Origin of the sequence: Ornithinimicrobium sp. CNJ-824 (assembly GCF_001942405.1) — a bacterium.
GTDB lineage: Bacteria > Actinomycetota > Actinomycetes > Actinomycetales > Dermatophilaceae > Ornithinicoccus > Ornithinicoccus kibberensis.
Genome location: NZ_MKKA01000002.1, coordinates 26,924 through 49,348 on the forward strand (window position 1 = coordinate 26,924; position 22,425 = coordinate 49,348).

The 22,425-nt window shown below is 74.1% G+C and carries 18 protein-coding genes and 1 pseudogene; 12 read left to right on the top strand and 7 right to left on the bottom strand.

Going from position 1 to position 22,425, the window contains the following annotated elements; translation table 11 throughout:
* The first annotated feature begins 361 nt into the window (after positions 1–361).
* From BJF81_RS00640 to BJF81_RS00680, 8 genes and pseudogenes are all read left to right on the top strand, one after another.
* Positions 362–1,660, top strand: a complete 1,299-nt coding sequence (locus tag BJF81_RS00640) for a vWA domain-containing protein (protein ID WP_075956728.1) — start codon at positions 362–364, stop codon at positions 1,658–1,660.
* Positions 1,661–1,759: 99 nt separating this feature from the next.
* Positions 1,760–3,811 (top strand): beta-propeller domain-containing protein, encoded by a 2,052-nt coding sequence (locus BJF81_RS00645; RefSeq protein WP_143780601.1) that lies wholly within the window; start codon positions 1,760–1,762, stop codon positions 3,809–3,811.
* Positions 3,812–4,247: 436 nt separating this feature from the next.
* Positions 4,248–5,554 (top strand): annotated as a pseudogene (locus tag BJF81_RS00650) (bifunctional o-acetylhomoserine/o-acetylserine sulfhydrylase).
* A 3-nt stretch (positions 5,555–5,557) separates the two neighbouring features.
* Positions 5,558–6,721 (top strand): homoserine O-acetyltransferase MetX, encoded by a 1,164-nt coding sequence (gene metX / locus BJF81_RS00655; RefSeq protein ID WP_075956730.1) that lies wholly within the window; start codon positions 5,558–5,560, stop codon positions 6,719–6,721.
* A gap of 25 nt (positions 6,722–6,746) precedes the next feature.
* On the top strand, positions 6,747–7,979 hold the full coding sequence (locus tag BJF81_RS00660; protein ID WP_075956731.1) for a YbfB/YjiJ family MFS transporter: 1,233 nt from the start codon (positions 6,747–6,749) through the stop codon (positions 7,977–7,979).
* Between the two features lie 30 nt (positions 7,980–8,009).
* Positions 8,010–8,495, top strand: coding sequence for an NfeD family protein (locus BJF81_RS00665; RefSeq protein WP_075956732.1), 486 nt, complete (start codon positions 8,010–8,012; stop codon positions 8,493–8,495).
* A 42-nt stretch (positions 8,496–8,537) separates the two neighbouring features.
* The gene (locus BJF81_RS21285; protein ID WP_083663885.1) at positions 8,538–11,660 is read left to right on the top strand and encodes an alpha-amylase family glycosyl hydrolase; all 3,123 of its coding nucleotides are present in this window, start codon (positions 8,538–8,540) and stop codon (positions 11,658–11,660) included.
* Between the two features lie 46 nt (positions 11,661–11,706).
* Positions 11,707–12,663 carry a TIGR03885 family FMN-dependent LLM class oxidoreductase gene (locus BJF81_RS00680; RefSeq protein WP_075956733.1) on the top strand — a complete coding sequence of 319 codons (957 nt, stop codon included), beginning with the start codon at positions 11,707–11,709 and terminating at the stop codon, positions 12,661–12,663.
* A 25-nt stretch (positions 12,664–12,688) separates the two neighbouring features.
* On the opposite strand, the gene BJF81_RS00685 is transcribed toward BJF81_RS00680, so the two are convergent.
* Together BJF81_RS00685 and BJF81_RS00690 are read right to left on the bottom strand one after the other, a co-directional pair.
* Positions 12,689–14,425 (bottom strand): alpha-glucosidase, encoded by a 1,737-nt coding sequence (locus tag BJF81_RS00685; protein ID WP_446740530.1) that lies wholly within the window; start codon positions 14,423–14,425, stop codon positions 12,689–12,691.
* Positions 14,426–14,438: 13 nt separating this feature from the next.
* Entirely contained in the window at positions 14,439–15,020 is a 582-nt protein-coding gene (locus tag BJF81_RS00690; protein ID WP_075956734.1) for a TIGR03086 family metal-binding protein, read from the bottom strand.
* Positions 15,021–15,059: 39 nt separating this feature from the next.
* Here BJF81_RS00690 and BJF81_RS00695 point away from each other — a divergent pair, with 39 nt between their 5' ends.
* Positions 15,060–16,268, top strand: coding sequence for an amidohydrolase family protein (locus BJF81_RS00695; RefSeq protein ID WP_075956735.1), 1,209 nt, complete (start codon positions 15,060–15,062; stop codon positions 16,266–16,268).
* A gap of 6 nt (positions 16,269–16,274) precedes the next feature.
* Here the strand turns inward: BJF81_RS00695 and BJF81_RS00700 are convergent, their stop codons facing one another.
* From BJF81_RS00700 to BJF81_RS00720, 5 genes are all read right to left on the bottom strand, one after another.
* The gene (locus BJF81_RS00700) at positions 16,275–16,799 is read right to left on the bottom strand and encodes a gluconokinase (RefSeq protein ID WP_075956796.1); all 525 of its coding nucleotides are present in this window, start codon (positions 16,797–16,799) and stop codon (positions 16,275–16,277) included.
* A gap of 87 nt (positions 16,800–16,886) precedes the next feature.
* Positions 16,887–17,618 (bottom strand): aspartate/glutamate racemase family protein, encoded by a 732-nt coding sequence (locus BJF81_RS00705; RefSeq protein ID WP_075956736.1) that lies wholly within the window; start codon positions 17,616–17,618, stop codon positions 16,887–16,889.
* Positions 17,615–18,274 carry a hypothetical protein gene (locus tag BJF81_RS00710; protein WP_075956737.1) on the bottom strand — a complete coding sequence of 220 codons (660 nt, stop codon included), beginning with the start codon at positions 18,272–18,274 and terminating at the stop codon, positions 17,615–17,617. Before BJF81_RS00710 ends, BJF81_RS00705 begins: the two co-directional genes overlap by 4 nt.
* On the bottom strand, positions 18,271–18,870 hold the full coding sequence (locus BJF81_RS00715; protein ID WP_143780603.1) for a hypothetical protein: 600 nt from the start codon (positions 18,868–18,870) through the stop codon (positions 18,271–18,273). Before BJF81_RS00715 ends, BJF81_RS00710 begins: the two co-directional genes overlap by 4 nt.
* 41 nt (positions 18,871–18,911) lie before the next feature.
* Positions 18,912–19,562 carry an IMPACT family protein gene (locus BJF81_RS00720; RefSeq protein ID WP_075956797.1) on the bottom strand — a complete coding sequence of 217 codons (651 nt, stop codon included), beginning with the start codon at positions 19,560–19,562 and terminating at the stop codon, positions 18,912–18,914.
* A 60-nt stretch (positions 19,563–19,622) separates the two neighbouring features.
* Between BJF81_RS00720 and BJF81_RS00725 the strand changes: the two genes are divergently transcribed.
* The 3 genes from BJF81_RS00725 to BJF81_RS00735 all read left to right on the top strand — a co-directional run bounded on the left by BJF81_RS00725 (position 19,623) and on the right by BJF81_RS00735 (position 22,388).
* Positions 19,623–20,192: a copper resistance CopC family protein gene (locus BJF81_RS00725; RefSeq protein WP_158068589.1), complete on the top strand. Its 570-nt coding sequence runs from the start codon at positions 19,623–19,625 to the stop codon at positions 20,190–20,192.
* A 147-nt stretch (positions 20,193–20,339) separates the two neighbouring features.
* Complete coding sequence (locus BJF81_RS00730) at positions 20,340–20,585, top strand: DUF3073 domain-containing protein (protein WP_075956739.1); 246 nt, start codon at positions 20,340–20,342, stop codon at positions 20,583–20,585.
* A gap of 30 nt (positions 20,586–20,615) precedes the next feature.
* Positions 20,616–22,388, top strand: a complete 1,773-nt coding sequence (locus tag BJF81_RS00735) for an ABC transporter ATP-binding protein (protein ID WP_075956740.1) — start codon at positions 20,616–20,618, stop codon at positions 22,386–22,388.
* Positions 22,389–22,425 lie beyond the last annotated feature (37 nt).

Genomic DNA, 22,425 nt, shown 5'->3' on the forward strand with positions numbered 1-22,425 from the left:
ACCTAACAACCGGCCGGGCCACGATCCTGCCCATCCGCCCCGGTGTCGCCGCGGCACGGACGGCCCTGAGGAAGGGGTAGCGGCCGCGGTCCTCCCCCCGCTACGGTGGCAGGGCTGCCGCCCGCGCGCACGACGCAGTCCCCTCCATCGCCGGAGCGGAGACCGGGCGGACTGTTCGCCGTCCGGCGCGACCGGGCGGTCTCGGGGACCGACGACCTGGCGCCCGCGGAGCGGGCTCCAGCGCCGACCACCATCTCCCTGACCGGACCGTGCCGACGACACGCGCCGCAGGCCAGGCGGTCAGGACCGTCCGGGGTCGATCACGCTGCTGCGCGACCCCTGCTCGAAGGGAGCTCCTCCCATGGTTCATGCTCTGCGCACCACGGTCGCCGTCGCGGCCGCGGTCGCCCTCGTCCCGGCCGTCGCCCACGCGGGCGTCGACCCCGTCAGCTACGACGACGCCCTCGACCCGGGCTCGTCGGTCACCGTGACCAAGACGGTCACGACACCGGAGATCGCCCCCATGCCCGACATCGTGCTGCTCGTCGACCGGACCGGCAGCATGGGCGGGGCGATCGGCAACGTCAAGGCCAACATGAACGCGATCGTCGCGGCCGTCGAGGCACAGGCCCCGGAGGCGCAGTGGGCGGTCGCCAGCTACTGCGACGTCGGGGAGCCGAACCCGTTCCTGCTGCACACGGACCTGACCGACGACCCGGGCTCGGCCACGAGCGCGGTCGACGGGATCACGCTGTGCAACGGAGGCGACGGACCCGAGGACCAGCTCAACGCCCTCCACCAGATCGGCGCCGGCGGTGAGGCGGTCACCTTCCGCGAGGACTCCTCGCGCATCGTCGTCTGGTTCGGCGACGCGCCGGGGCACGACCCCAGCCTGGGCGTCACCGAGACGGCCGCCACCACGTCGCTGACGGACGTCGGCGCCAAGGTGCTGGCCGTCAGCGTCGGCGCGAACCAGCTCGACGCCTCCGGCCAGGCCACCCGCATCACCACGGCCACGGGCGGCGCCCTCTACTCCGGGGTCGGCGCCGGCGACCTGTCCGCGACCATCCTCGCGGGGCTGACCAACCTCCCGGTCGAGGTCGGGGCGAGCGCCACCTGCGACCCGGGGCTCGAGGTCACGCTCGACCCCGCGACGAGGACCGTCACCAGCGGCGAGGACGCCGTCTTCACCGAGACGATCAGGGTCGCCACGGACGCCGAGGAGGGTGCCACCCTCTCCTGCGAGGTCCGCTTCACCCTGGACGGCCAGCCGGCCGGCGAGGGCTGGACCCAGACGGTGACGATCGACGTCAACGACGTCACGGCACCGGTCGTCGCCTGCGAGCAGGGACCGAACCCCGCCGGCCGGATCCCGGCCTCGGACAACCCCGACGGCTTCTACCGGCTCACCGTCGGCGACAACGTCGACGACGCCCCGCTGGTCACCGTGGAGGACACCGGGTCGGACGCGTCCTTCGGACCGTACGCCTCCGGCACGACGATCAAGCTCACCCAGGCCCCCGGGGCCACGCCGTCCGACCGGGCCTTCCGCGGCGAGGTCGACCGGCAGATCCGGCTGAAGGGCGACGCCCGCATCGTGGCCACGGACGCCGCCGGCAACACCGCGACGGCGACCTGCGAGGTCCCGCCGACGCCGTGACGCACGGCTGAGCCACCCCTTGACGCGGGGCCGGAACCGCCCGCCCCGGCCCCGCGTCATACCCCTGTCACCGTCGACCACGGACCGCAGGAGGCTGCCGTGCCCGCATCCACCGCACTCCGACGGGTGGGCCTGCCGCTCACCGCCGTCGTCGCCCTCGCCGCCTGCGCACCGGCCCCGTCCGAGCCGGACCCGGTCCGCCCGGGGTCCACCGGCACCTCCACGCCCGCCCCGTGGGACGAGGGGGCCGCCCGGGCCGCGGTCACCGCCCTGCCGGCCGGCTACCTGGCCCCGTTCGACGACTGCTCCCAGCTGCTGACCTACTACCAGGCCAACGCCCTGGAGCTGGTCACCCCCTACGGACTGGGGGGCGGCGGGTGGCACTTCGGCGCGGACGACTCCGTGGCGATGGAGGACTCCGCCGCGGGCGACGCCGGTGCCGCCGCCGGCGGCGACGGCGGGGCGCAGGCGCCGGCGCACTCGAGCACCAACGTGCAGGAGGAGGGTGTCGACGAGGCCGACGTCGTCAAGACCGACGGCCGCGTCCTGGTCACGACGACCGGCGGGCAGGTGCGGGTGGTCGACCTCGCCGCCGAGGAGGTCGTGGCCCGGATCGCCCTTCCCGGCCGGCGCGACCAGGCCTCCCCCCGCGAGCTCCTCCTGGACGGCACCACCCTCGTGGTCCTCGGGGAGGAGTGGGCCTCGCCGCAGCCCGTCGACGGGCTGCGCGTGGCCTACCCGCCCAGCCGCACCCTCGTCATGACCGTCGACCTGTCCGACCCCGCCGACCCCCAGGTGGTGGGCACCGTCCGGGTCGAGGGGTCCTACCGCGCCGCCCGGATGGTCGACGGCACCGTGCGGCTCGTCCTCGTCACCGACCCTCCGGGGGTGCGGCAGACCCAGCCCGACTCGGGCAGCCTCCGGGCCGAGGACGAGGCCGAGGAGCGCAACCGCGAGCTGATCCGCTCCACGACCATCGAGGACTGGGTGCCGCACCGCCAGGAGCTGGACGCCGACGGGCGGGTCGTGGGCACCGAACCGCTCCTGGAGTGCTCGCAGATCTCCCGGCCGCGCGACCCGGCCGGACTGTCGACGATGTCGGTGCTGACCTTCGACCCGGCCTCCGGGCAGGTCACCCCCACCTCCGGCGCCGGGCTGGTGGCCAGCGGCAGCACCGTCTACGCCTCCCCCGACCGGCTCGTCGTCGGCACCAGCGCCTGGGACGCCTGGCAGTGGGCGGCCACGAGCATGCCGTGGCCGCAGGACCGGCCGACGCGCACGGACCTGCACACCTTCGACATCTCCGACCCGGACGCCACCGCCTACGTCGCCTCCGGCAGCGTCGACGGGCACCTGCTCAACCAGTGGGCCCTCGACGAGCAGGACGGCGTCCTGCGGGTGGCCACCACCGTCGACCCGCCCGGCCGCTCCCAGGTCTCCAGCTCCTCCCTCGTCGTCCTCGCCGAGGAGGGCGAGGAGCTGGTGGAGACCGGCCGGCTGGACGGCCTGGGCGAGACCGAGCAGATCTACGCGGTGCGCTACCTGGACGCCGACCTGGCCGCGGTCGTCACCTTCCGGCAGACCGACCCGCTCTACCTCGTGGACACCTCCGACCCCGCCGCGCCGACCCTGGCCGGCGAGCTGAAGATCCCGGGCTACTCGGCCTACCTGCACCCGGTGGGCGAGGGCTGGCTCCTCGGCGTCGGGCAGGACGCCGACGAGCGGACCGGGCAGACGAAGGGCCTGCAGGCCTCGCTCTTCGACGTGCGCGACGTCAACGCGCCCGTGCGCACCGAGGTGCTGACCTGGCCGGAGAGCTACTCCCCCGTCGAGTGGGACCACCGGGCCTTCACCCTCTGGCCCGCCACCGGGCAGGCCTTCCTGCCGGCGATGACCTGGGGCACGGTCTCCGCCGAGGACGGCGAGGTCGTCCAGGACGGACCCAGCTTCGCCGGCGTCCTGGCCCTCGACGTCGGCCCCGGGACCCTGGCGGAGGCCGGACGGGCCCGGACCATGGGCGAGGAGCGCGGGGGCGACGCCCCCTCCCGCACGATCGTCGTCGGGGACGACCTGTGGGCCCTCGACCACGAGGGGTTGTCGCGGTTCGACCTGCGGACCCTCGAGGGCGGCTGGGCGGTCGACCTGCCCTGAGAGGGGCCTGCGGCGCAGGGCCGGAAGATCGGCAGGAACCAGCGTCCCGCGGCCCCGCCACCGGCCGTCCTGCCCCGCAGAGTGGCGTGGACCGAAGCGAAACCCCTTGAGAAGCACTTCTCGTCGAGGATCCTGCGTCCAGGGGAGTCCGGAACACGACGGGAACGAATTGACTTCGGTGACGCGCCGCTGCTAGACATCTCCCCATGACCACCGACCGTCGCCGAATGCGCAGCTGCTGAGCCTCCCCCTCGCAGCCTGCGCCCCCGTGCGCGACCGTCGCGCCCCCGGTGCCCCACGGCATACCTCCACCGCTGCCGAGGCGGGCTCAGCAGAGTGAACTCCCTCCCTCACCCTGCACCCCCACCGCCCGGAAGGCACCGATCCCCCATGAGCACCAGCACCCCCCCGCGCCCAGTCGTTCGAGACCCGCCAGATCCACGCCGGCCAGACCCCCCGACGCCGCGACCGCGCCCGGGCCCTGCCGATCTACCAGACCACCTCCTACGTCTTCGACGACGCCGACCAGGCGGCGAACCGGTTCGCCCTCGCCGAGCTCGGCCCCATCTACACCCGGATCACCAACCCGACCCAGGAGGTCGTGGAGAACCGCATCGCCGACCTCGAGGGCGGCGTGGGCGGGCTGCTCGTGGCCTCCGGCTCCTCGGCGATCACCCTGGCGATCCTCAACCTGGCCCGCGCCGGCGACCACGTCGTGGCCAGCCCGCAGCTCTACGGCGGGACCCAGAACCTGTTCGCGCACACCCTGCCCCGGCTGGGCATCGAGGTGAGCTTCGTCGACGACCCGACCGACCCGGAGAGCTGGCGGGCCGCGGCGCGCCCGGAGACCAAGGCGTTCTTCGGCGAGACGATCGCCAACCCCAGCAGCGAGGTGCTCGACATCCGGGCGGTGGCCGACGTCGCCCACGAGGTCGGGGTCCCGCTGATCGTGGACAACACCATCGCCACGCCCTACCTGTGCCGGCCGATCGAGCACGGGGCCGACGTCGTCGTCCACTCGGCCACCAAGTACCTCGGCGGGCACGGCACCTCCATCGCCGGGGTGATCGTCGACGCGGCCGGTTCGACTACGGCAAGGGCGACCGCTTCCCCGGCTTCACCGAGCCCGACCCGTCCTACAACGGGCTCGTCTACGCCGAGACGCTCGGCGCCGACGGGATCTTCGGGGTCAACCTCTCGTTCATCCTCAAGGCCCGGGTCCAGCTGCTCCGCGACCTGGGCCCGGCGGTCGCCCCCTTCAACGCCTTCCTCATCGGGCAGGGCGTGGAGACGCTGTCGCTGCGGCTCGAGCGGCACGTGGCCAACGCGCGGCAGGTCGCCACCTGGCTGGCCGCGCACGAGCAGGTCGAGCGGGTGCACTACGCCGGCCTGCCGGACCACCCCTCGCACGAGCTGGCCCAGCGTTACCTGCCCGAGGGCGCCGGGGCGGTCCTCGCCTTCGAGATCACCGGCGGCGCGGAGGCCGGGCGGGCGTTCGTCTCGGCGCTGCAGCTGCACAGCCACGTGGCCAACATCGGCGACGTGCGCTCCCTCGTCATCCACCCCGCCTCCACCACCCACAGCCAGCTGTCGGAGGAGGCGCAGCGGGCCGCCGGCGTGACCCCCGGCCTCGTCCGGCTCGCGGTCGGCATCGAGGGCGTCGAGGACATCCTGGCCGACCTGGGCACCGGGTTCGAGGCGGCCGCCCGGGTCGCCGGCACCGCCGCCACCGAGGCGGCCTGAGCCGTGGCCCCCGGCCGCCGCACGCAGCCCGTCGGCGACCTGACGCTGGAGTCCGGCCAGGTCCTCGAGGGCGTGCGGGTGACCTACCAGACCTGGGGCCGGCTCAACGAGGCCGGGGACAACGCCGTGCTGGTCCTGCACGCGCTGACCGGCGACAGCCACGTCGTCGGTCCGCGCGGGCCGGACCAGCCGACCGAGGGGTGGTGGCCCGGCCTGGTCGGGCCGGGCTGCCCGGTCGACACCGACGAGTGGTTCGTCGTCGCCCCGGCCGTCCTCGGCGGCTGCGGCGGCACGACGGGGCCCGCGTCGGCGGCTCCCGACGGCCGGCCCTACGGGTCCTGCTTCCCCCGGATCACCGTCCGCGACCAGGTCCGCGCGGAGGCGCTGCTGGCCGACGCGCTCGGCATCCGCAGCTTCGCCCTCGTCGTCGGCGGCTCGGTCGGCGGGATGCGCGCGCTCGAGTGGGCGGTCACCCTCCCGGGCCGGGTCAGACGGTGCGTCGTGCTCGCCGCCGGTGCCGCGGCCACCGCCGACCAGATCGCCTGGTCGGTGCCCCAGCAGCACGCCGTCCGGCTCGACCCGGCCTTCCACGGGGGCGACTACTACCCCGGTCCCGGGCCGCGGCAGGGGCTGGCGATCGCCCGCCAGATCGCGCACGCCACCTACCGCTCCGCCGAGGAGCTCGCGCTGCGCTTCGGGCGCGACGGCCAGGCCGGGGAGGACCCCCTGCGCGGGGGCAGGTATGCCGTGCAGTCCTACCTGGAGCACCACGGCGCCAAGCTCGTGCGCCGGTTCGACGCGAACGCCTACCTCGTGCTGACCGAGGCGATGAACTCCCACGACGTGGGGCGGGACCGGGGCGGGGTGGACGCCGCGCTGCGCCGGATCACCGCCGAGCTGACGGTCGCCGTCGTCTCCAGCGACCGGTTGTTCACGCCCGCCGACGGGGCCGTGGTCGCCCGCTCGCCCGCCTGCCGCGAGCTGGCCACGATCGACTCCCCCTACGGGCACGACGCCTTCCTCGTGGAGACCGACCAGGTCTTCGCGATCGTCTCCCGGGCGCTGCGCGGCGACCCGGTGCCGGAGGAGAACCGCCCCCGCCGCCCCGCCGCGACGGCGACCGGACCGGCCACCCCGGCGCTGGTGGCCGGACCGAGCCTGTGGTGAAGGGCGCGGCTGGCAGACTGCTGCGGTGACCAGCCGCGCCGACCGCCTCCTCGTGGCGCTGGCGCTGTCGTCCGGCCCCCTGGTCTCCCTCGGCCTGGCCCGGTTCGCCTACGCCCTGCTCCTGCCGGAGATGTCGGCCGAGCTGGGCTGGACCTGGTCGCAGGCGGGGGCGCTCAACACCGCCAACGCCGCCGGCTACCTCGCCGGCGCCCTCGTCGCCGCGCCGACCGCCCGGGCGCTGGGCACCGGCCGGGCGTTCCTGCTGGGGTCCGCGGTCTGCACCGCGGCCCTGCTCCTGACCGCGCTGACCGGCACCTACGGCGTGCTGCTGCTCGCCCGCGCGGCCGCCGGGGTCGGTGGGGCCTGGGCGTTCGTCCTCGGCGCGGCGCTCGTCGCCGCCGCCGGTGCCGAGGGCACGCCACGCCGGGCGGCGCTGATGCTGGGGCTCTACTACGGCGGCGCGGGCGGTGGGATGACCCTGGCCGGGCTGCTCGTGCCGTGGGTCCTGGACCGTGCGCCCGGGTCGGCCGTGGACGTGCCCGGGGCGGGCGGGCTGGTCGGCTGGCAGCTGGGGTGGGTGGCCCTGGCCGCCCTCGGGGCCCTCGCCACGGTCGTCGCGGCCGGTGCGCTGCGGTCGACGGCCGACCCCGCCCCTCCCTCGGCCGAGCACCGCCGGTGGGACCGGGGGCGGATCGGGTGGCTCTCGGGCGGCTACACCTTCTTCGGGCTGGGCTACATCGCCTACCTGACGTTCGTCGTCGCGTTCCTCCAGGAGCAGGGCGTCGGGCTGGCGACGGTGGCCGCGTTCTGGGTCGTCGTCGGGCTGGCGGCGTCGGCGGGCTGGTTCGTCTGGGGGCCCCTCATCGGGCGGCTGGGCGGGTCCCGGGCGATGACCGTGCTGATGACCGTGCTCGCCCTGGGCACCGTCCTGCCGGTCGTCGTCGCGCAGACGTGGGCGTTCTTCGTGTCCGGCGTCGTCGTGGGCGGCACCTTCCTGTCGGTGGTGACGGCGATGACGGTCGGGGTGCGCCGGGTGCTGCCCGCCGGGCTGTGGACCTCGGGGCTGGCCTTCGCGACCGCGGCGTTCGGCGCCGGGCAGACGGTCGGCCCCTGGCTCACCGGCTGGTTCTCCGACCGGCTCGACAGCCTCGGCGCCGGGCTCGTCCTGTCCGCCGCGCTCCTCGTGGCCGGGGCCCTGCTCGTCCTTCCCCAGCGCGAGCCGGGAACCGCCCGGGGCGGCCCCGCGTCGGACCCCTAGACTGGCACCCCGGGAGGGAAAGGAGACCACATGGACTGGCTGCGGGACACGCAGTGGCTGTGGTGGCTCGGTGCGGCGCTGGCGTTCGGCGTCGTGGAGATGACCACGCTCGACCTGCTCTTCCTCATGCTGGCGCTGGGTGCCCTCGTGGCCGCCGTCGTCGCCGGCGCGGGGCTGCCCATCCTCGTCCAGGTGCTCGTCTTCGTCGGGGCGGCCGCCCTGTTCGTGCTCGCCCTGCGCCCCATGGCGCTGAAGTACCTGCGGCTGGAGGGCAAGGGCGCCGTCATCGGCGTCGAGGGCAACGTCGGCCACCCGGCCACCGTCGAGCAGACGGTGACCGACCGGGCCGGCCTGGTCAAGCTGCGCGGCGAGACCTGGACCGCGCGGGCCGAGCTGGCCGGGCAGACCTTCGCCCCCGGCGACGTGGTGACCGTGGTCCGCATCGACGGCGCCACCGCGGTCGTCGCCGCGGCCACCCCCGAGGACAAGCCGCTGGAGCCTCCCCCGCAGGACTGAGGCCAGCAGCACCCCCTCCCCCGACCTCTTGAAGGAGCATTCATGCCAGACCCCGTCAGCATCATCGTGTGGGCGGTCGTCGCCCTGCTCGTGCTGTTCACGATCGTGGCGATCGCCCGCGCGATCCGGATCGTCCCCCAGGCCACCGCCGTCATCGTGGAGCGGCTGGGCAAGTACGACCGCACCCTGGACGCCGGCCTGCACTTCCTCATCCCCTTCATCGACCGGCCCCGCTCGGTCGTGGACCTGCGCGAGCAGGTCGTCAGCTTCCCGCCGCAGCCGGTCATCACCAGCGACAACCTCGTCGTCTCGATCGACACCGTCATCTACTTCCAGCCCACCGACCCCAAGGCGGCGACCTACGAGATCGCCAACTACATCCAGGGCATCGAGCAGCTGACCGTCACCACGCTGCGCAACGTCATCGGCTCCCTCGACCTGGAGCAGACCCTGACCAGCCGCGACATGATCAACGGCCAGCTGCGCGGCGTCCTCGACGAGGCCACCGGCCGCTGGGGCATCCGCGTCAACCGCGTCGAGCTCAAGGCCATCGACCCGCCCGCCTCCGTGCAGGACTCGATGGAGAAGCAGATGCGCGCCGAGCGCGACCGGCGTGCCACGATCCTCAACGCCGAGGGCGTCAAGCAGTCCCAGATCCTCACCGCCGAGGGTGAGAAGCAGGCCCAGATCCTGCGCGCCGAGGGCACGGCCCAGTCGGCGATCCTGGAGTCCCAGGGTGAGGCCCGCGCGATCCTGCAGGTCTTCGACGCCATCCACAAGGGCAACCCCGACAGCAAGCTGCTGGCCTACCAGTACCTGCAGATGCTGCCGCAGATCGCCCAGGGCGAGTCCAACAAGATGTGGGTCGTGCCGAGCGAGCTCACCTCCGCGCTGGCCGGGATCGGCGACGCGCTCGGCGGGGGCGAGCGCTCGCGTGGCTCCAACTACCTGGACGCCCCGTCCTCCCAGCTGCGGCCGGACGCCGGCGACACCGGGCTGGACGACCTGGACACCCCCACCCTGGAGGACCCGCGCGAGGCGCTGCGCCGGGCCCGGGCGGAGGCCGAGGACGCCTCCCGGCACGCCGAGGGGGCGACCAAGCAGCGTTCCGGCAAGGAGGCCGAGGCCGCCGTGGCCGAGGCGCCCGCAAGGCCAGGGCCGCCCAGCAGCAACGCGCCGACCAGGACTCCCCCGAGCTGGGCACCCTGCCGCAGCAGGAGCAGGTCGTCCCCGACGTCCCGGGGCAGCCGGACCCCGCACGGGCGGAGCAGCCTGAGCAGGGCGCCCACCGGGACCAGCCCGGCGCGCACTCCTGGGAGCGCCCCGAGGGCGAGCGCAAGCCCTGGGACCAGAGCCAGCAGGACTGAGCCGACCGCGGCTCCGTGCCGCTGCACCACCCCGGACGGGGCTGTGACCGAGCAGGTCGCGGCCCCGTCCTCGGTTGAGGCCGGGGCCGCGGCAGGCCAGGGTGGGGACATGCGGATCACCGACACCAGCGACCTGTGGTGGAAGAACGCCATCGTCTACTCGATGGACGTGGAGACGTTCTACGACGCGGACGGCGACGGGGTGGGTGACATCCAGGGGCTGGCCCGACGGATCGACTACCTCGCCGACCTGGGCATCACCTGCCTGTGGCTGATGCCGTTCTACCCCAGCCCGGACCGGGACGACGGCTACGACGTCATGGACTACTACGGCGTCGACGAGCGGCTGGGCAACCACGGCCAGTTCGTCGAGCTGGTCCGGCTCGCGCACGACCGCGGGATCCGGGTCATCGCCGACCTGGTCATCAACCACACCAGCGACCAGCACCCGTGGTTCAAGGCCTCCCGGAGGGAGAAGGACCCGGAGAAGAACTACTACCGCGACTTCTACGTCTGGCGGCCGGACGACCCGGGCGACACCTCCGACCAGGTCGTCTTCCCCGACGAGGAGGACTCGATCTGGGAGCTGGACGAGCGGACCGGCGAGTACTACCTGCACCACTTCTACAAGCACCAGCCCGACCTCAACCTGGACCACCCGGCGGTGGTCGACGAGATCATGCGCACGGTCGGCTTCTGGCTGCAGCTGGGGCTGGACGGCTTCCGCGTGGACGGCGTGCCCTTCTTCGAGCAGTCCGCCGAGGCGACCGGCTCCCCGGAGTACGTGGTCGACCCCCACCGGTTCATGAAGCAGCTGCGCGACTTCCTCTCCCGGCGCAACGGCTCGGCCATGATGCTGGGCGAGGTCAACCTGAGCAGGGAGGAGCAGCTGCGCTTCTTCGGCGGGGACGCCGCCGACGAGATGCACATGCAGTTCGACTTCATCACCATGCAGCGCACCTACCTGGCACTGGCCCGGCAGGACGCCCGCCCGCTCGTCGAGGCCCTGCACGGACGTCCGCCGATCCACCGCACCTGCCAGTGGGCCACCTTCCTGCGCAACCACGACGAGCTGACGCTGGACAAGCTCACCGAGGAGGAGCGCCAGGAGGTCTTCGCCGCGTTCGGCCCCGAGGAGCGCATGCAGGTCTACGACCGGGGGCTCAAGCGTCGGCTGCCGCCGATGATGGGCGGCGACCCGCGGCGGGTCCGGATGGCCTACTCCCTGATGTTCTCCCTGCCCGGCTCCCCCTCCCTCTACTTCGGGGAGGAGATCGGCATGGGCGAGGACCTCGAGGCCGAGGGCCGGATGGCGGTGCGCAGCCCGATGCAGTGGAGCCCTGGGAAGAACGGGGGGTTCTCCACGGCCAGGCCCTCCCGGCTCGTCCAGCGGGTGGTCCCCGGCCCCTACGGGCCCGAGCACGTCAACGTGCTCACCCAGCAGCACGACCCGGACTCGCTGCTGTCCTGGATCCGTGGTCTCATCGACATCCGCAAGGCCTGCCCCGAGGTGGGCTGGGGCGAGCTGACCGTCCTGGAGCACGACGCCGGCCCCCAGGTGCTGGCGCACCGCCTCGACATCGACGCCTCCGCTGTCCTGGCGGTGCACAACCTGGGCGCCGAGCCGGTCACCGTGGAGGTGGACGTCGACGGGCCGATCGCCGACCCGCACCTGACCGACCTGCTCTCCCACGAGACGCTGGAGGTCGAGCAGGGCGGGACGCTGACGGTCCAGCTCGACGGCTACGGCGTGCGCTGGGTGCGGCTGCGGCCGCAGGGCCAGCTGTCCATCCCGTGACCGGCCCCCGCCGGCCCTCCCCCACCCCGCCCCCGGAAGGACGCGCATGACCAGGATCGGCTTCCACGCCTCGCACGAGCAGATCAGCCCCCGTCAGCTGCTGGCCGACGTCCAGCACGCCGAACGCGCCGGGTTCCAGATGGCCATGTGCTCGGACCACCTCTTTCCCTGGAGCGCCCGGCAGGGCCACTCGGGGTATGCCTGGTCCTGGCTGGGCGCTGCCCTGGCCACCACGGACCTTCCCCTGGGGTGCGTGTCCGCCCCCGGCCAGCGCTACCACCCGGCCGTGCACGCCCAGAAGATCGCCACCCTGGGCCAGATGTTCCCCGGGCGCTTCTGGGTGGCCCTCGGCAGCGGCGAGAACGTCAACGAGCACGTCACCGGCGAGGCGTGGCCCCGCAAGGAGGAGCGCGTCCTCCGGCTGGAGGAGAGCGTGGACGTCATCCGGCGGCTGCTCGCCGGCGAGGAGGTCTCGCACGAGGGGAGGATCACCGTCGACCGCGCCCGGGTGTGGGAGCGGGCCGACCCCGCCCCTCTGCTCGTCGGCCCGGCCGTCTCGGTGGAGTCGGCCGCCCGCGTCGCCGGGTGGGCCGACGGCCTGGTGACGATCAACCAGCCGGTCGCGACGCTGCGCGAGCTGCTCGCCGCCTACCGCGACGCCGGTGGGCGGGGGCGGACGTCCCTGCAGGTCCACCTCTCCTGGGCGCCCACCCAGGAGGACGCCGAACGGATCGCCGTCGAGCAGTGGCGCTCCAACGTCTTCTCCGAGCCGGTGAACTGGGACACCGCCACCACCGAGGGCTTCGACGTCGCCTCCGAGCACGTCGGGGTGGACGTGGTCCGGGACGGGGTGCGCATCTCCAGCGACCTGGGGCAGCACCGGGAGTGGCTGGCCGAGTACGCCGAGCTGGGGTTCGACGACCTCTACCTGCACCACGTGGGGCAGGAGCAGACAGCCTTCGTCGACGCCTTCGCCGAGGAGGTCCTGCCGGCGCTGCGCTGAGGACCGGGGGCCGGCCCGGCCGCCCTCAGCGCATCCGACGCAGGACGACCGACTCCCACCCGGGCAGCGTGCCGTCGGCGAGCACGGACCGGGCCGCCTCCGGGGAGGTCGGCACCAGCACCTCGGCGTCGGCCCAGCCCTGCACCAGCTCGGGGGGCAGGACGACCTCCTCCCGGGTGAAGGCCGCGAGCACGAGCAGCTCGGTGCCCTCGTGCCGGCGGGCGTAGGCCCACAGGTCCGGGTGGTCCGTCGCCAGCGGCTCCACGTCGCCGTGGGCCACGGCGGTCTCGGTGTGCCGCAGCCGGATCAGGTCCCGGTAGTGCTCCAGCACCGACCCCTCCACGCCCGCCTGGGACTCCACGTTGATCTCGGTGTGGTTGTCCGCCACCGCGATCCACGGCTCTCCGGTGGTGAAGCCCGCGTGCGTCCCGGCCGTCCACTGCACCGGGGTGCGGGCGTTGTCGCGGCTCTTGGCCGACAGCCCCGGCAGCACCTCCTCGACCGTCCGCCCGGTGGCGGTCTGCTCCCGCAGGTAGTTCACCGACTCGATGTCGCGGAACTGCTCCGGGGAGGTGAAGCCCACGTTGGTCATCCCGATCTCCTCGCCCTGGTAGACGTAGGGCGTCCCCCGCATGAGGTGCAGCACCGTCGCCAGCGTCCGCGCCGAGCGGGAACGCCATACCGCGTCGTCGTCGCCGAAGCGGGACACCACGCGCGGCTGGTCGTGGTTGTCCCAGTAGAGGCTGTTCCAGCCCACGTCGGCGAGCCCGGTCTGCCAGGCCATGAGGTTCTCCCGCAGCCGGGGCATGGACAGCGGGGCCACGTCGAACTTGCCCCCCGGCCCCGCGTCGAGGTCGACGTGCTCGAACTGGAAGACCATGTCGACCTCGCGCCGGGCCGGGTCGGTGAACAGCCGCGCCTGGTCGACGGTGACGCCGGGCATCTCGCCGACGGTGAGGAAGGCGTGCGGGTGGTCGGCGAAGACCTCGCGGTGCATCTCCTGCAGGTGCTCGTGGACCTTCGGCCGGGTGGCCACCATGGAGAACGCGTCACCCCACAGGCCGTCCTGCGGCACCGGTCCGTCGGGGTAGCCCTCGGGCTTGTCGATCAGGTTGATGACGTCCATCCGGAAGCCGTCGACGCCCCGGTCCAGCCACCAGCGCATCATCGCGTGGACCGCCTGCCGGACCTGCGGGTTCTCCCAGTTGAGGTCGGGCTGCTTGCGGCTGAACAGGTGCAGGTAGTACTCCCCCGAGGCCTCGTCCCACTCCCACGCGGAGCCGGAGAAGAAGGACCCCCAGTTGCTCGGCTCCGCCCCCGGCTGCCCGCCGACGTGGCCCGGCCGCGGCGGCGCCCAGTGGTACCAGTCGCGTCGCGGCGAGTCCGTGGACGAGCGGCTCTCCAGGAACCAGTCGTGCTCGTCGCTGGTGTGGTTGACGACGAGGTCCATGACGACCCGCAGCCCCCGCTGGTGGGCGGCGGCGATCAGCTCGTCGAGGTCCGCGAGCGTGCCGAACACCGGGTCGACGTCCTGGTAGTCGCTGATGTCGTAGCCGTTGTCGTCCTGCGGCGAGCGGTAGACGGGCGAGAGCCAGACGACGTCCACCCCCAGGTCGGCCAGGTGGTCGAGCCGGCCGATGATCCCCCTGAGGTCGCCCACGCCGTCGCCGTCGCTGTCGGCGAAGCTGCGGGGGTAGATCTGGTAGACGACGGCGCTCTTCCACCAGTCGCGGGGCAGGTCCTGGGTCAGCACGCACCCCAGGGTATGGGGTGGCTCAGCCGGGTGCGCGCCCCAGCATCGCGACCAGCCGGTCGAGCGGGGCGTCCGAGGCGGCCGGCACCGGCGGCGCGAAGAGTCCCTCCAGCCCGCCGGCGGCCACCCGCGGCTCCTCGTAGGCACGGGCCTCCGCCACCGCCTCGGCCGCCGGCGTGTACGGCTGGCCGGTCGCCACCGCGAGGTCCCAGCCGTGCACGACGAGGTCGACGAGCATCTGGGCGGCGTACTCGGTCACCGGGAGGGCCCCGGCCGACACCTCCACGGTCCGCGCCGGGTCCTCGACGTAGGCCCAGGCCAGCAGGGAGGAGGTGACCGCCGAGCGCCACGCCCCGACCGGGTCCTCCCCCAGCACGTCGCCGTCGTAGGCGTCACCGACGTCGGCCGGGCTCTCCCCGGCGAGCAGTCGCGGGGCCCACAGGTGCTCGGCCGTGAGGTGGTTCACGAGCGTCCGCACGTCCCAGCCCTCGCACGGCGTCGGGGCGTCCCACCGCCCGGCGGGCACCCCCTCGACGAGGTCGGTGACGGCGGCGGCCGCAGAGGGCAGCACCTGGAGCACGCGCGGGCTGGTCGGTCCGTCCATGGCCCCAGCGTCGCACGGGCACGTCCTACGCTGGCGGCCATGTGGATCCGTCGCTGCCGCCCGTGGGGCGGCCAGGTGTCCGACGTCCGGGTCGAGGGCGAGCTGGTCGCCGAGGTGGTGCCCGGGGGCGCGGGGGAGGGACCGGCCGGGGAGGAGGAGGTCGACGGCCGGGGACGGCTGCTGCTGCCGGCCTTCGCCGACGTGCACGTACACCTGGACTCCACCCGCCTCGGGCTGCCGTTCCGCCCGCACACCGGCGGCCCGGGGGTGTGGACGATGATGCTCAACGACCGCCGCCACTGGCGGGACGCCGAGGTCGGGATCGTCGAGCGGGTGGCGCACACGCTCGGGCTGATGGTGGCCCGCGGGACGACCCGGGTGCGGTCCTTCGCCCAGGTCGACGTCGACGCCGGGCTCGAGCGGCTCGAGGCCGTGCTCGCGGCCCGGGAGACGCACCGGGACCGCGTGGAGGTGCAGGTCGTCGCCTTCCCGCAGGCGGGGCTGCTGCGCGAGGAGGGGTCGGTGCAGGTGCTCGAGGACGCGCTGCGGGCCGGGGCCGACGTCGTCGGCGGCATCGACCCGTGCAGCCTCGACCGGGACCCGGTGCGCCACCTCGACCTCGTCTTCGGCCTCGCCGAGCGGCACGGCCTGCCGGTCGACGTCCACCTGCACGAGCCCGGCGAGCTGGGCCGCTTCTCGGCCGACCTGATCCTGGAGCGGACGGTGGCGCTGGGGATGCAGGGCCAGGTGCTGGTCTCCCACGGCTACGGGCTGTGGGACGGCACCGAGAGCCAGACCCGCGCGCTGGTCGAGCGGCTCGCCGAGGCCGACGTCGCGACGGCGACCGTGGCGCCCGGCGGACGGGCGAACCTGCCCCTGGAGCAGTTCGCCGAGCACGGCGTCCGGGTCGGCCTGGGCGAGGACGGGCAGCGCGACTACTGGTCGCCCTACGGCAACGCCGACATGCTCGACCGCACCTGGCAGCTGGCCTTCACGCACGGCTTCCGCCGGGACGAGCTCGTCGAGCACTGCCTGGCCGTGGCCACCCGGGGCGGGGCCTCGATCGTGGACCGGGCCCTGCCGCGGCTCACGGGTGTGTCCGACCGGCCCGGGCTGGCCGTCGGCGACCGGGCCGACCTCGTGCTCCTCGACGGGGAGACGCCGACCTCCGCCGTGATGGACCGGGGCACCGACCGGACCGTCCTGCACCGCGGCCGGGTCGTGGCCGAGGCGCTCGAGCTGGTCTGACCGGACCTACTGCAGGTGGGCCAGGACCACCCGCACGGCCCGCTCCACCGGCAGGGCGACGTCGACGAGGACGCCGCGCTCATCCGGCTCGAGCAGCTCGAGGGTGTCCAGCTGGGACTCCAGGAGGGTGGGCGGCATGAAGTGCTCACGGCTCTCCATCCGCTCGAGCAGGATCCCCTTGTCGCCGTGCATGTGGACGAAGTAGGTCCCCGCTCCCCCGTCGCGCAGCAGGTCGCGGTAGCTGCGCTTCAACGACGAGCAGGACAGGACCGTCGACTCTCCGCGCTCGTCCCGCTCCCGGGTCCAGTCCGCCAGCGTCCGCAGCCAGGGCCACCGGTCCTCGTCCATCAGCGGCCGGCCGCTGGCCATCTTCTCCACGTTGGCGCGGGGGTGGTACTCGTCCCCCTCCGCGAACTCCCACCCGAGACGCTCGTGGAGCGCCCGGGCGATGGTGCTCTTCCCGCACCCGGAGACGCCCATGACGACGACGTGGACGGGGACGTCGGGCACGGGCTCGAGGAGCGGGGTCATGACGGTCACCGTAACGAAGGGTCTGGCCCGACGGCAGCGGGTTGCCGCCAGTTGTCCGCCCGGGGCCCGGCCCCGGCGCGGGTCCGCTCAGCCGAGCTCGTCGACGACCCGGGCCACGAGCGCGGCCTGGGCGTCGACGGCATACCCCGGCAGGGCGTCCCCCGCCTGCTCCGCCAGGACGGAGAGCTCGGTGCAGCCCAGGAGGACCGTGTCGGCCTCCCCGCGGAGCCGCCCGACGAGCTCGAGGAAGTGCCCGGTCGGGACGTGGACCCCGGCCTTGACCCCCTGGTAGATCATCGCCATGACCGCCCGCTGGCCCTCCTCGTCCGGCAGCAGCGGCTCGGCGCCCAGGCCGGCCAGCGCGTCCTGGTAGACCCGGCTCAGCACGGTCCCGTCGGTGGCCAGCACCAGCACGCGAGGTCGCGCCGCGCCCTGCGCGCCGGCCCGGTCGACGGCCGCCCCGGCGCCGACGCGCACGAGCGAGAGGAGCGGCAGCGGCAGCTCCGCGGGCAGGAAGGCGTGCGAGGTGTTGCACGCGACCACCGCGCAGGTGGCGCCGAGCCGCGCCAGCAGCTCCAGGTCCCCCACGAGGTATGGCGTGGGGTCGGGCAGGTCGGGGTCGAGCAGCCGGGCGGTGCGGTCGGGGGTGGAGGCGTGACCGAGCACGACGGTGTCGATGTGGTCCTGGTCGCGCCCGGCCGGCGTGGCCCGCACGAGCGCGTCGAGGAAGGCGACGGTGGCCGCCGGCCCCATCCCGCCGAGGACCCCGAGCACCGGCCGGTCCCAGGTGGGCGGCAGCAGCCGGTCGTCGGCGGTCACGAGGTCACCGGCCTGCGGTAGTACCGGGCGAAGCTGCGCGCGTAGAGCAGGTCGTTCTTCAGCTGGGCCAGGCGCCGGTCCCGCCCGCGGTCGGGCCCGTAGACGAACGGCCGCACGACCCGCCCGGTGCGCCGGATGCGGGCGAGCCGCTCGCGGGTCCCCGGGTCGGTGACGTAGCGGCGCAGCAGCGGGACGGGCACGATCGAGTAGAGCCAGTCGTCGGTCTCCGGGCCGGTCTCCAGGCCGTCGTAGGGGTCCAGCCCCTCGACGTGCTCGCGCACCCAGGGCGTGGCGACCGGGTGGCCGGCCGCGGTGAGGTAGCCGTGCGAGCGGCCCAGGCGGGGGTTGAGCTCGAAGAAGTGCTCCCGGCCGTCGCGCGGGTCGACCTTGATGTCGAAGTTGGCCCAGCCGGTCCACCCCACGTGCTCCAGCAGCCGGGTGGCGTCGGCCATCGCGGTGGCGCTGGCCCCGTGGACGACCGCCAGCGGGTTGCCGATCATCCCCGGGTCGTGGTCCTCCAGCAGCACGTGCCCCATCCGGCCCCAGCGGACCCGGCCGGACCGGTCGGAGTAGGTGGTCAGCACGCGCATCTGCTCGTCGCCGCCGGGGACCCGCTCCTGGACGACGAGGGCGCCGGCGTACCCCGCGCCGGTCATGACGCGCCGCAGCGCGAGCAGCTCCGCGACCCCGTCGGCGTAGCGACCTTCTGCTTGCCCGCGTAGAGCAGCCCGTGGAAGGCGGGCGAGTCGGCCGGCTTGACGACGAGCGGCGCGCGCAGGTCGGCCAGCAGCGCGGGCACCCCGGACTCGGGCACGTCGGGGTCGAGAACGACCGTGCGCGGATGGGCGACCCCGACCTCGGCGCACACCTGGGCGAAGCGCTCCTTGTCGCTGAGCGCTTCGATGAGCGGCAGCTCGGGGTAGGGCACCACGACCCGCTCGTCGAAGCGGTCCCGCAGCGAGACGATCCGCTCGACCCACCAGTCCATCGTCCCCATGAGCATGACCCGGCGGTCGGGGTGGGCGTCGGCCACCCGGTGCACCGCGGCCACCACCTCGTCGAGGTCGTCGAGCCCGGGCACGACCTCGTCGTCGATGATCGCCGAGCCCCGCACCGGGGCCGGCACGCCCCGGGTCATCACCGTCGTGCGCACCCCGAGCTCGCCGTGGAAGGCCCGGGCGAGGGTATAGGTCGCCAGCTCGCCCCCGATGACCACGGGCACGAACGGGACGATCGGGGGGTGCGGGGGCATGCGGGAAAAGTACCAGCCGGGGCCGTGCCGGCCGCTGGTCGTCATGGCGTCGCGGGCCCCTCGTCCGCCCAGCTGCGGACCCGGCTGTCCTCGTCGACGACGGCGGCGCCGCCGGTGAGCCCGGCGAGCAGGCCGGGCAGCTCGTCGGCCCGGTCGACCGGCACCTGCACGCGCAGCCGCACCTGCTCGGCATACCCGACCGAGGGGACCGGCACGCGCCGCGCGCGCAGGTCGTGCTCGAGGCGGCCGGCCAGGTCGTGCCCGACCACGACGTCGACCTCCTCGACCTGCACCCGGGTGAGCACCCGCGCCTGCGCGACGGCCTCGCGGACCGCTCCCGAGTAGGCCCGGACCAGTCCCCCGCCCCCCAGCAGCGTCCCGCCGAACCACCGGGTGACGACGGCCACGACCTCGGTCAGCCCCGACCCGGTGAGCACCTCGAGCATCGGCGCCCCGGCGGTGCCGGCCGGCTCCCCGTCGTCGTTGCTGCGCACGGTCGCCCCGTCCGGACCGAGGACGAACGCGGAGCAGTGGTGGCGGGCGTCCCAGAAGGTGCGGCGGGCCTCCTCGACGACCGCGCGGGCCTGGTCCTCGTCCTGGGCGCGGCGCAGCCAGCAGGTGAAGACCGACCGGCGGTCCTCGACCGTCGCCTCGGCCGCGGCGGCCACGGTGCGGTAGGAGGTGGGACCCATCCGGGCAGGGTATGCGCTCCGGCGTCCGACGGGGCGTCGGAGTCGGCCTACAGTGGAGGGGTGCTCAGGTTCCTGCGTCCCCTCCTCCTCGTCCTGCTCACCGGGCTGCTCCTGGCCCCCGGCGCCGCCTCCGCGCACGACCAGCTGGTCGGGACCGACCCCGAGGACGGGGCGGTGCTGGCGCAGGCCCCCGGCTCGCTGACCTTCACCTTCTCCGGCGAGGTGGCGGTCATCGGCGCGCAGGTGGCGGTGACCGGCGGCCCGGGGGGCGACTACCTCGTGGGCGAGCCGGTCGTGGACGGTCAGGACGTGGTCCAGGAGGTCGCCGGGATGGAGGAGGGGACCTACCAGGTGGCCTGGCGGGTCACCAGCTCCGACGGCCACCCGATCTCCGGCACGCTGGGCTTCACCGTCGGCGAGGGGGCCGACCAGGGCGCGGCCCAGGAGCAGGGCACGGCCCAGGAGCAGGACGCGACCGACGACGCCGCCCAGGACGAGGAGGCCGGGTCGCCCGTGGCGCAGGGTGTGGACACCGGGCTGCCCGGCTGGGTCTGGGTCGTCCTGGGCCTGGCGGTGGTCGGGCTGGGCGCCATCCTCGTGCACACCTGGACCCGCAACCGGCGCGGCTGAGCAGCCCCGGTCCGGGCGATGCGGGTCGTGAGCCCCGTCTCATGTAACCTTGGCCCCACGAACATTCGCACTCCCGGACCGGCTGCGCGACCAGGTTGATCAGCCAGCGGTGCCGCTCCGGACGACACGACACGAGGGGGTCACGCCATGGGGCGCGGCCGAGCCAAGGCAAAGCAGATCAAGGTCGCCCGGAAGCTGAAGTACTCGGCTCCCAGCACCGACCTCACCGCCCTGGAGCGAGAGCTCCGCAGCGCGCGAGGTGAGTTTCCCGACGACAGCGACCACGTGGACGCCGAGGAGGAGGACGACGAGGACCCCTACGCGGCCTACGTCGACGACACCGACGACGACGAGGACGACGCCTGGGCCCCGGGAGACCCCGACCCGAGGTGATCGTCCCCGTCCGGGCGTCCGGGTGGTGAGGTGACCCACCCGCTCGCCCAGCTCTGGACCAGGTACCGCCAGTACCGCGCACGCGTGGTGCTGGCGTTCCTGCTGTCCACGGTGCGCAAGGTCATGGACGTCATGCCCGAGCTGCTCATCGGCGCGGCCATCGACGTCGTCGTGCGCGGCAGCGACTCCTTCGTCGCCGACCTGCTCGGGGTCGCCGACCGGCGCGAGCAGCTCGTCTGGCTCGCGGTCGTCAACGCGGTCGTGTGGGTCCTGGAGTCGCTCTTCGACTACCTGGCCGCGCTGACGTGGCGCAACCTGGCCCAGCAGGTGGAGCACGACCTGCGGCTGGAGGCGTACGGGCACGTGCAGGGCCTGGACATGGCCTGGCACGAGTCCCGGCCCACCGGCGGCACGCTCGCGGTGGTCAACGACGACGTCAACCAGCTCGAGCGCTTCCTCGACGCCGGCGTGGACAAGCTGTGGACGCTGGCCCTCAACATCGTCCTGGTCGGGGCCGTCTTCGCGGCGAGCAGCTGGACGCTGACCCTGCTGGCGTTCCTGCCCATCCCGGTCATCGTGGCCGGGTCGCTGTGGTTCCAGCGGCACCTGGTCCCCCGCTACGCCGTGGTCCGGGCCGCCGTCTCCCGCATCAGCGGGCTGGTCTCGGCCAACCTCGGCGGGATGGCGACGATCAAGTCGTTCACCGCCGAGGACCGCGAGCTGTCGCGGGTGCGCGAGGTGTCCGAGGCCTACCGGCTGGCCAACGCCGACGCCATCCGGGCCTCGGCGGCGTTCGTGCCGCTCATCCGCATGGCCATCCTGGTCGGGTTCACCACCACCCTGCTCATGGGCGGCTGGATGGCCCTCGACGGCACCCTGGAGGTCGGCCTCTACTCGGTGCTCGTCTTCATGACCCAGCGGCTGCTGTGGCCGCTGACCTCGGTCGGCGAGGTGCTCGACCTCTACCAGCGGGCGATGGCCTCCGTCCGCCGGATCCTGGCCCTGCTCGACGAGGAGCCGCTGACCGTCGAGGGGGACCGCACGCTGCCGCGGGTGCGCGGGCAGCTGGAGCTGGTCGACGTCCGGGCCGGCTACGCCGACGGGCCGGACGTCCTGCACGGGGTCTCGATGGAGGTGCCGGCCGGGCAGGTGCACGCGGTGGTCGGCGCGACCGGCGCGGGCAAGTCCACCCTCCTGCGACTGCTCCTGCGCTTCGCCGACCCCCGGTCGGGCCAGGTGCTGCTCGACGGCACCGACCTGCGCGAGCTGACCTGGGAGTCGCTGCGCGGCCGGATCGGCTACGTCGCCCAGGACGTGTTCCTCTTCGAGGGCACGATCGCCGACAACATCGCCTACGGCCGACCCGAGGCCTCCCGCGAGGAGGTCCGGCGGGCCGCGGAGCAGGCCGCCGCCCACGAGTTCGTCACCGGCACGCCCCTGGGCTACGACACCCTCGTGGGTGAGCGGGGCGTGACCCTGTCCGGCGGCCAGCGCCAACGGCTGGCCCTGGCCCGGGCCATCCTGCGGGACCCGGCCGTCCTGGTCCTCGACGAGGCCACCTCGGCCGTGGACAACGAGACCGAGGCGGCGATCCAGCGCTCGCTCGCGGAGGTCAGCCAGGGGCGGACGACGATCATGGTGGCCCACCGGCTCTCGACGGTGCGGCACGCCGACCGGATCTGGGTGCTGGAGGCGGGGCGGGTCGTGGAGGCCGGGACCCACGACGAGCTGGTCTCGCGCCCGGGGCCCTACGCGGACCTGTGGGCGGTGCAGACCGGCGTGCTCGCGGACGGGGTGGGCTGAGCCGCGCGCACGGCATACCCTGGGAGGTCGGCGACGA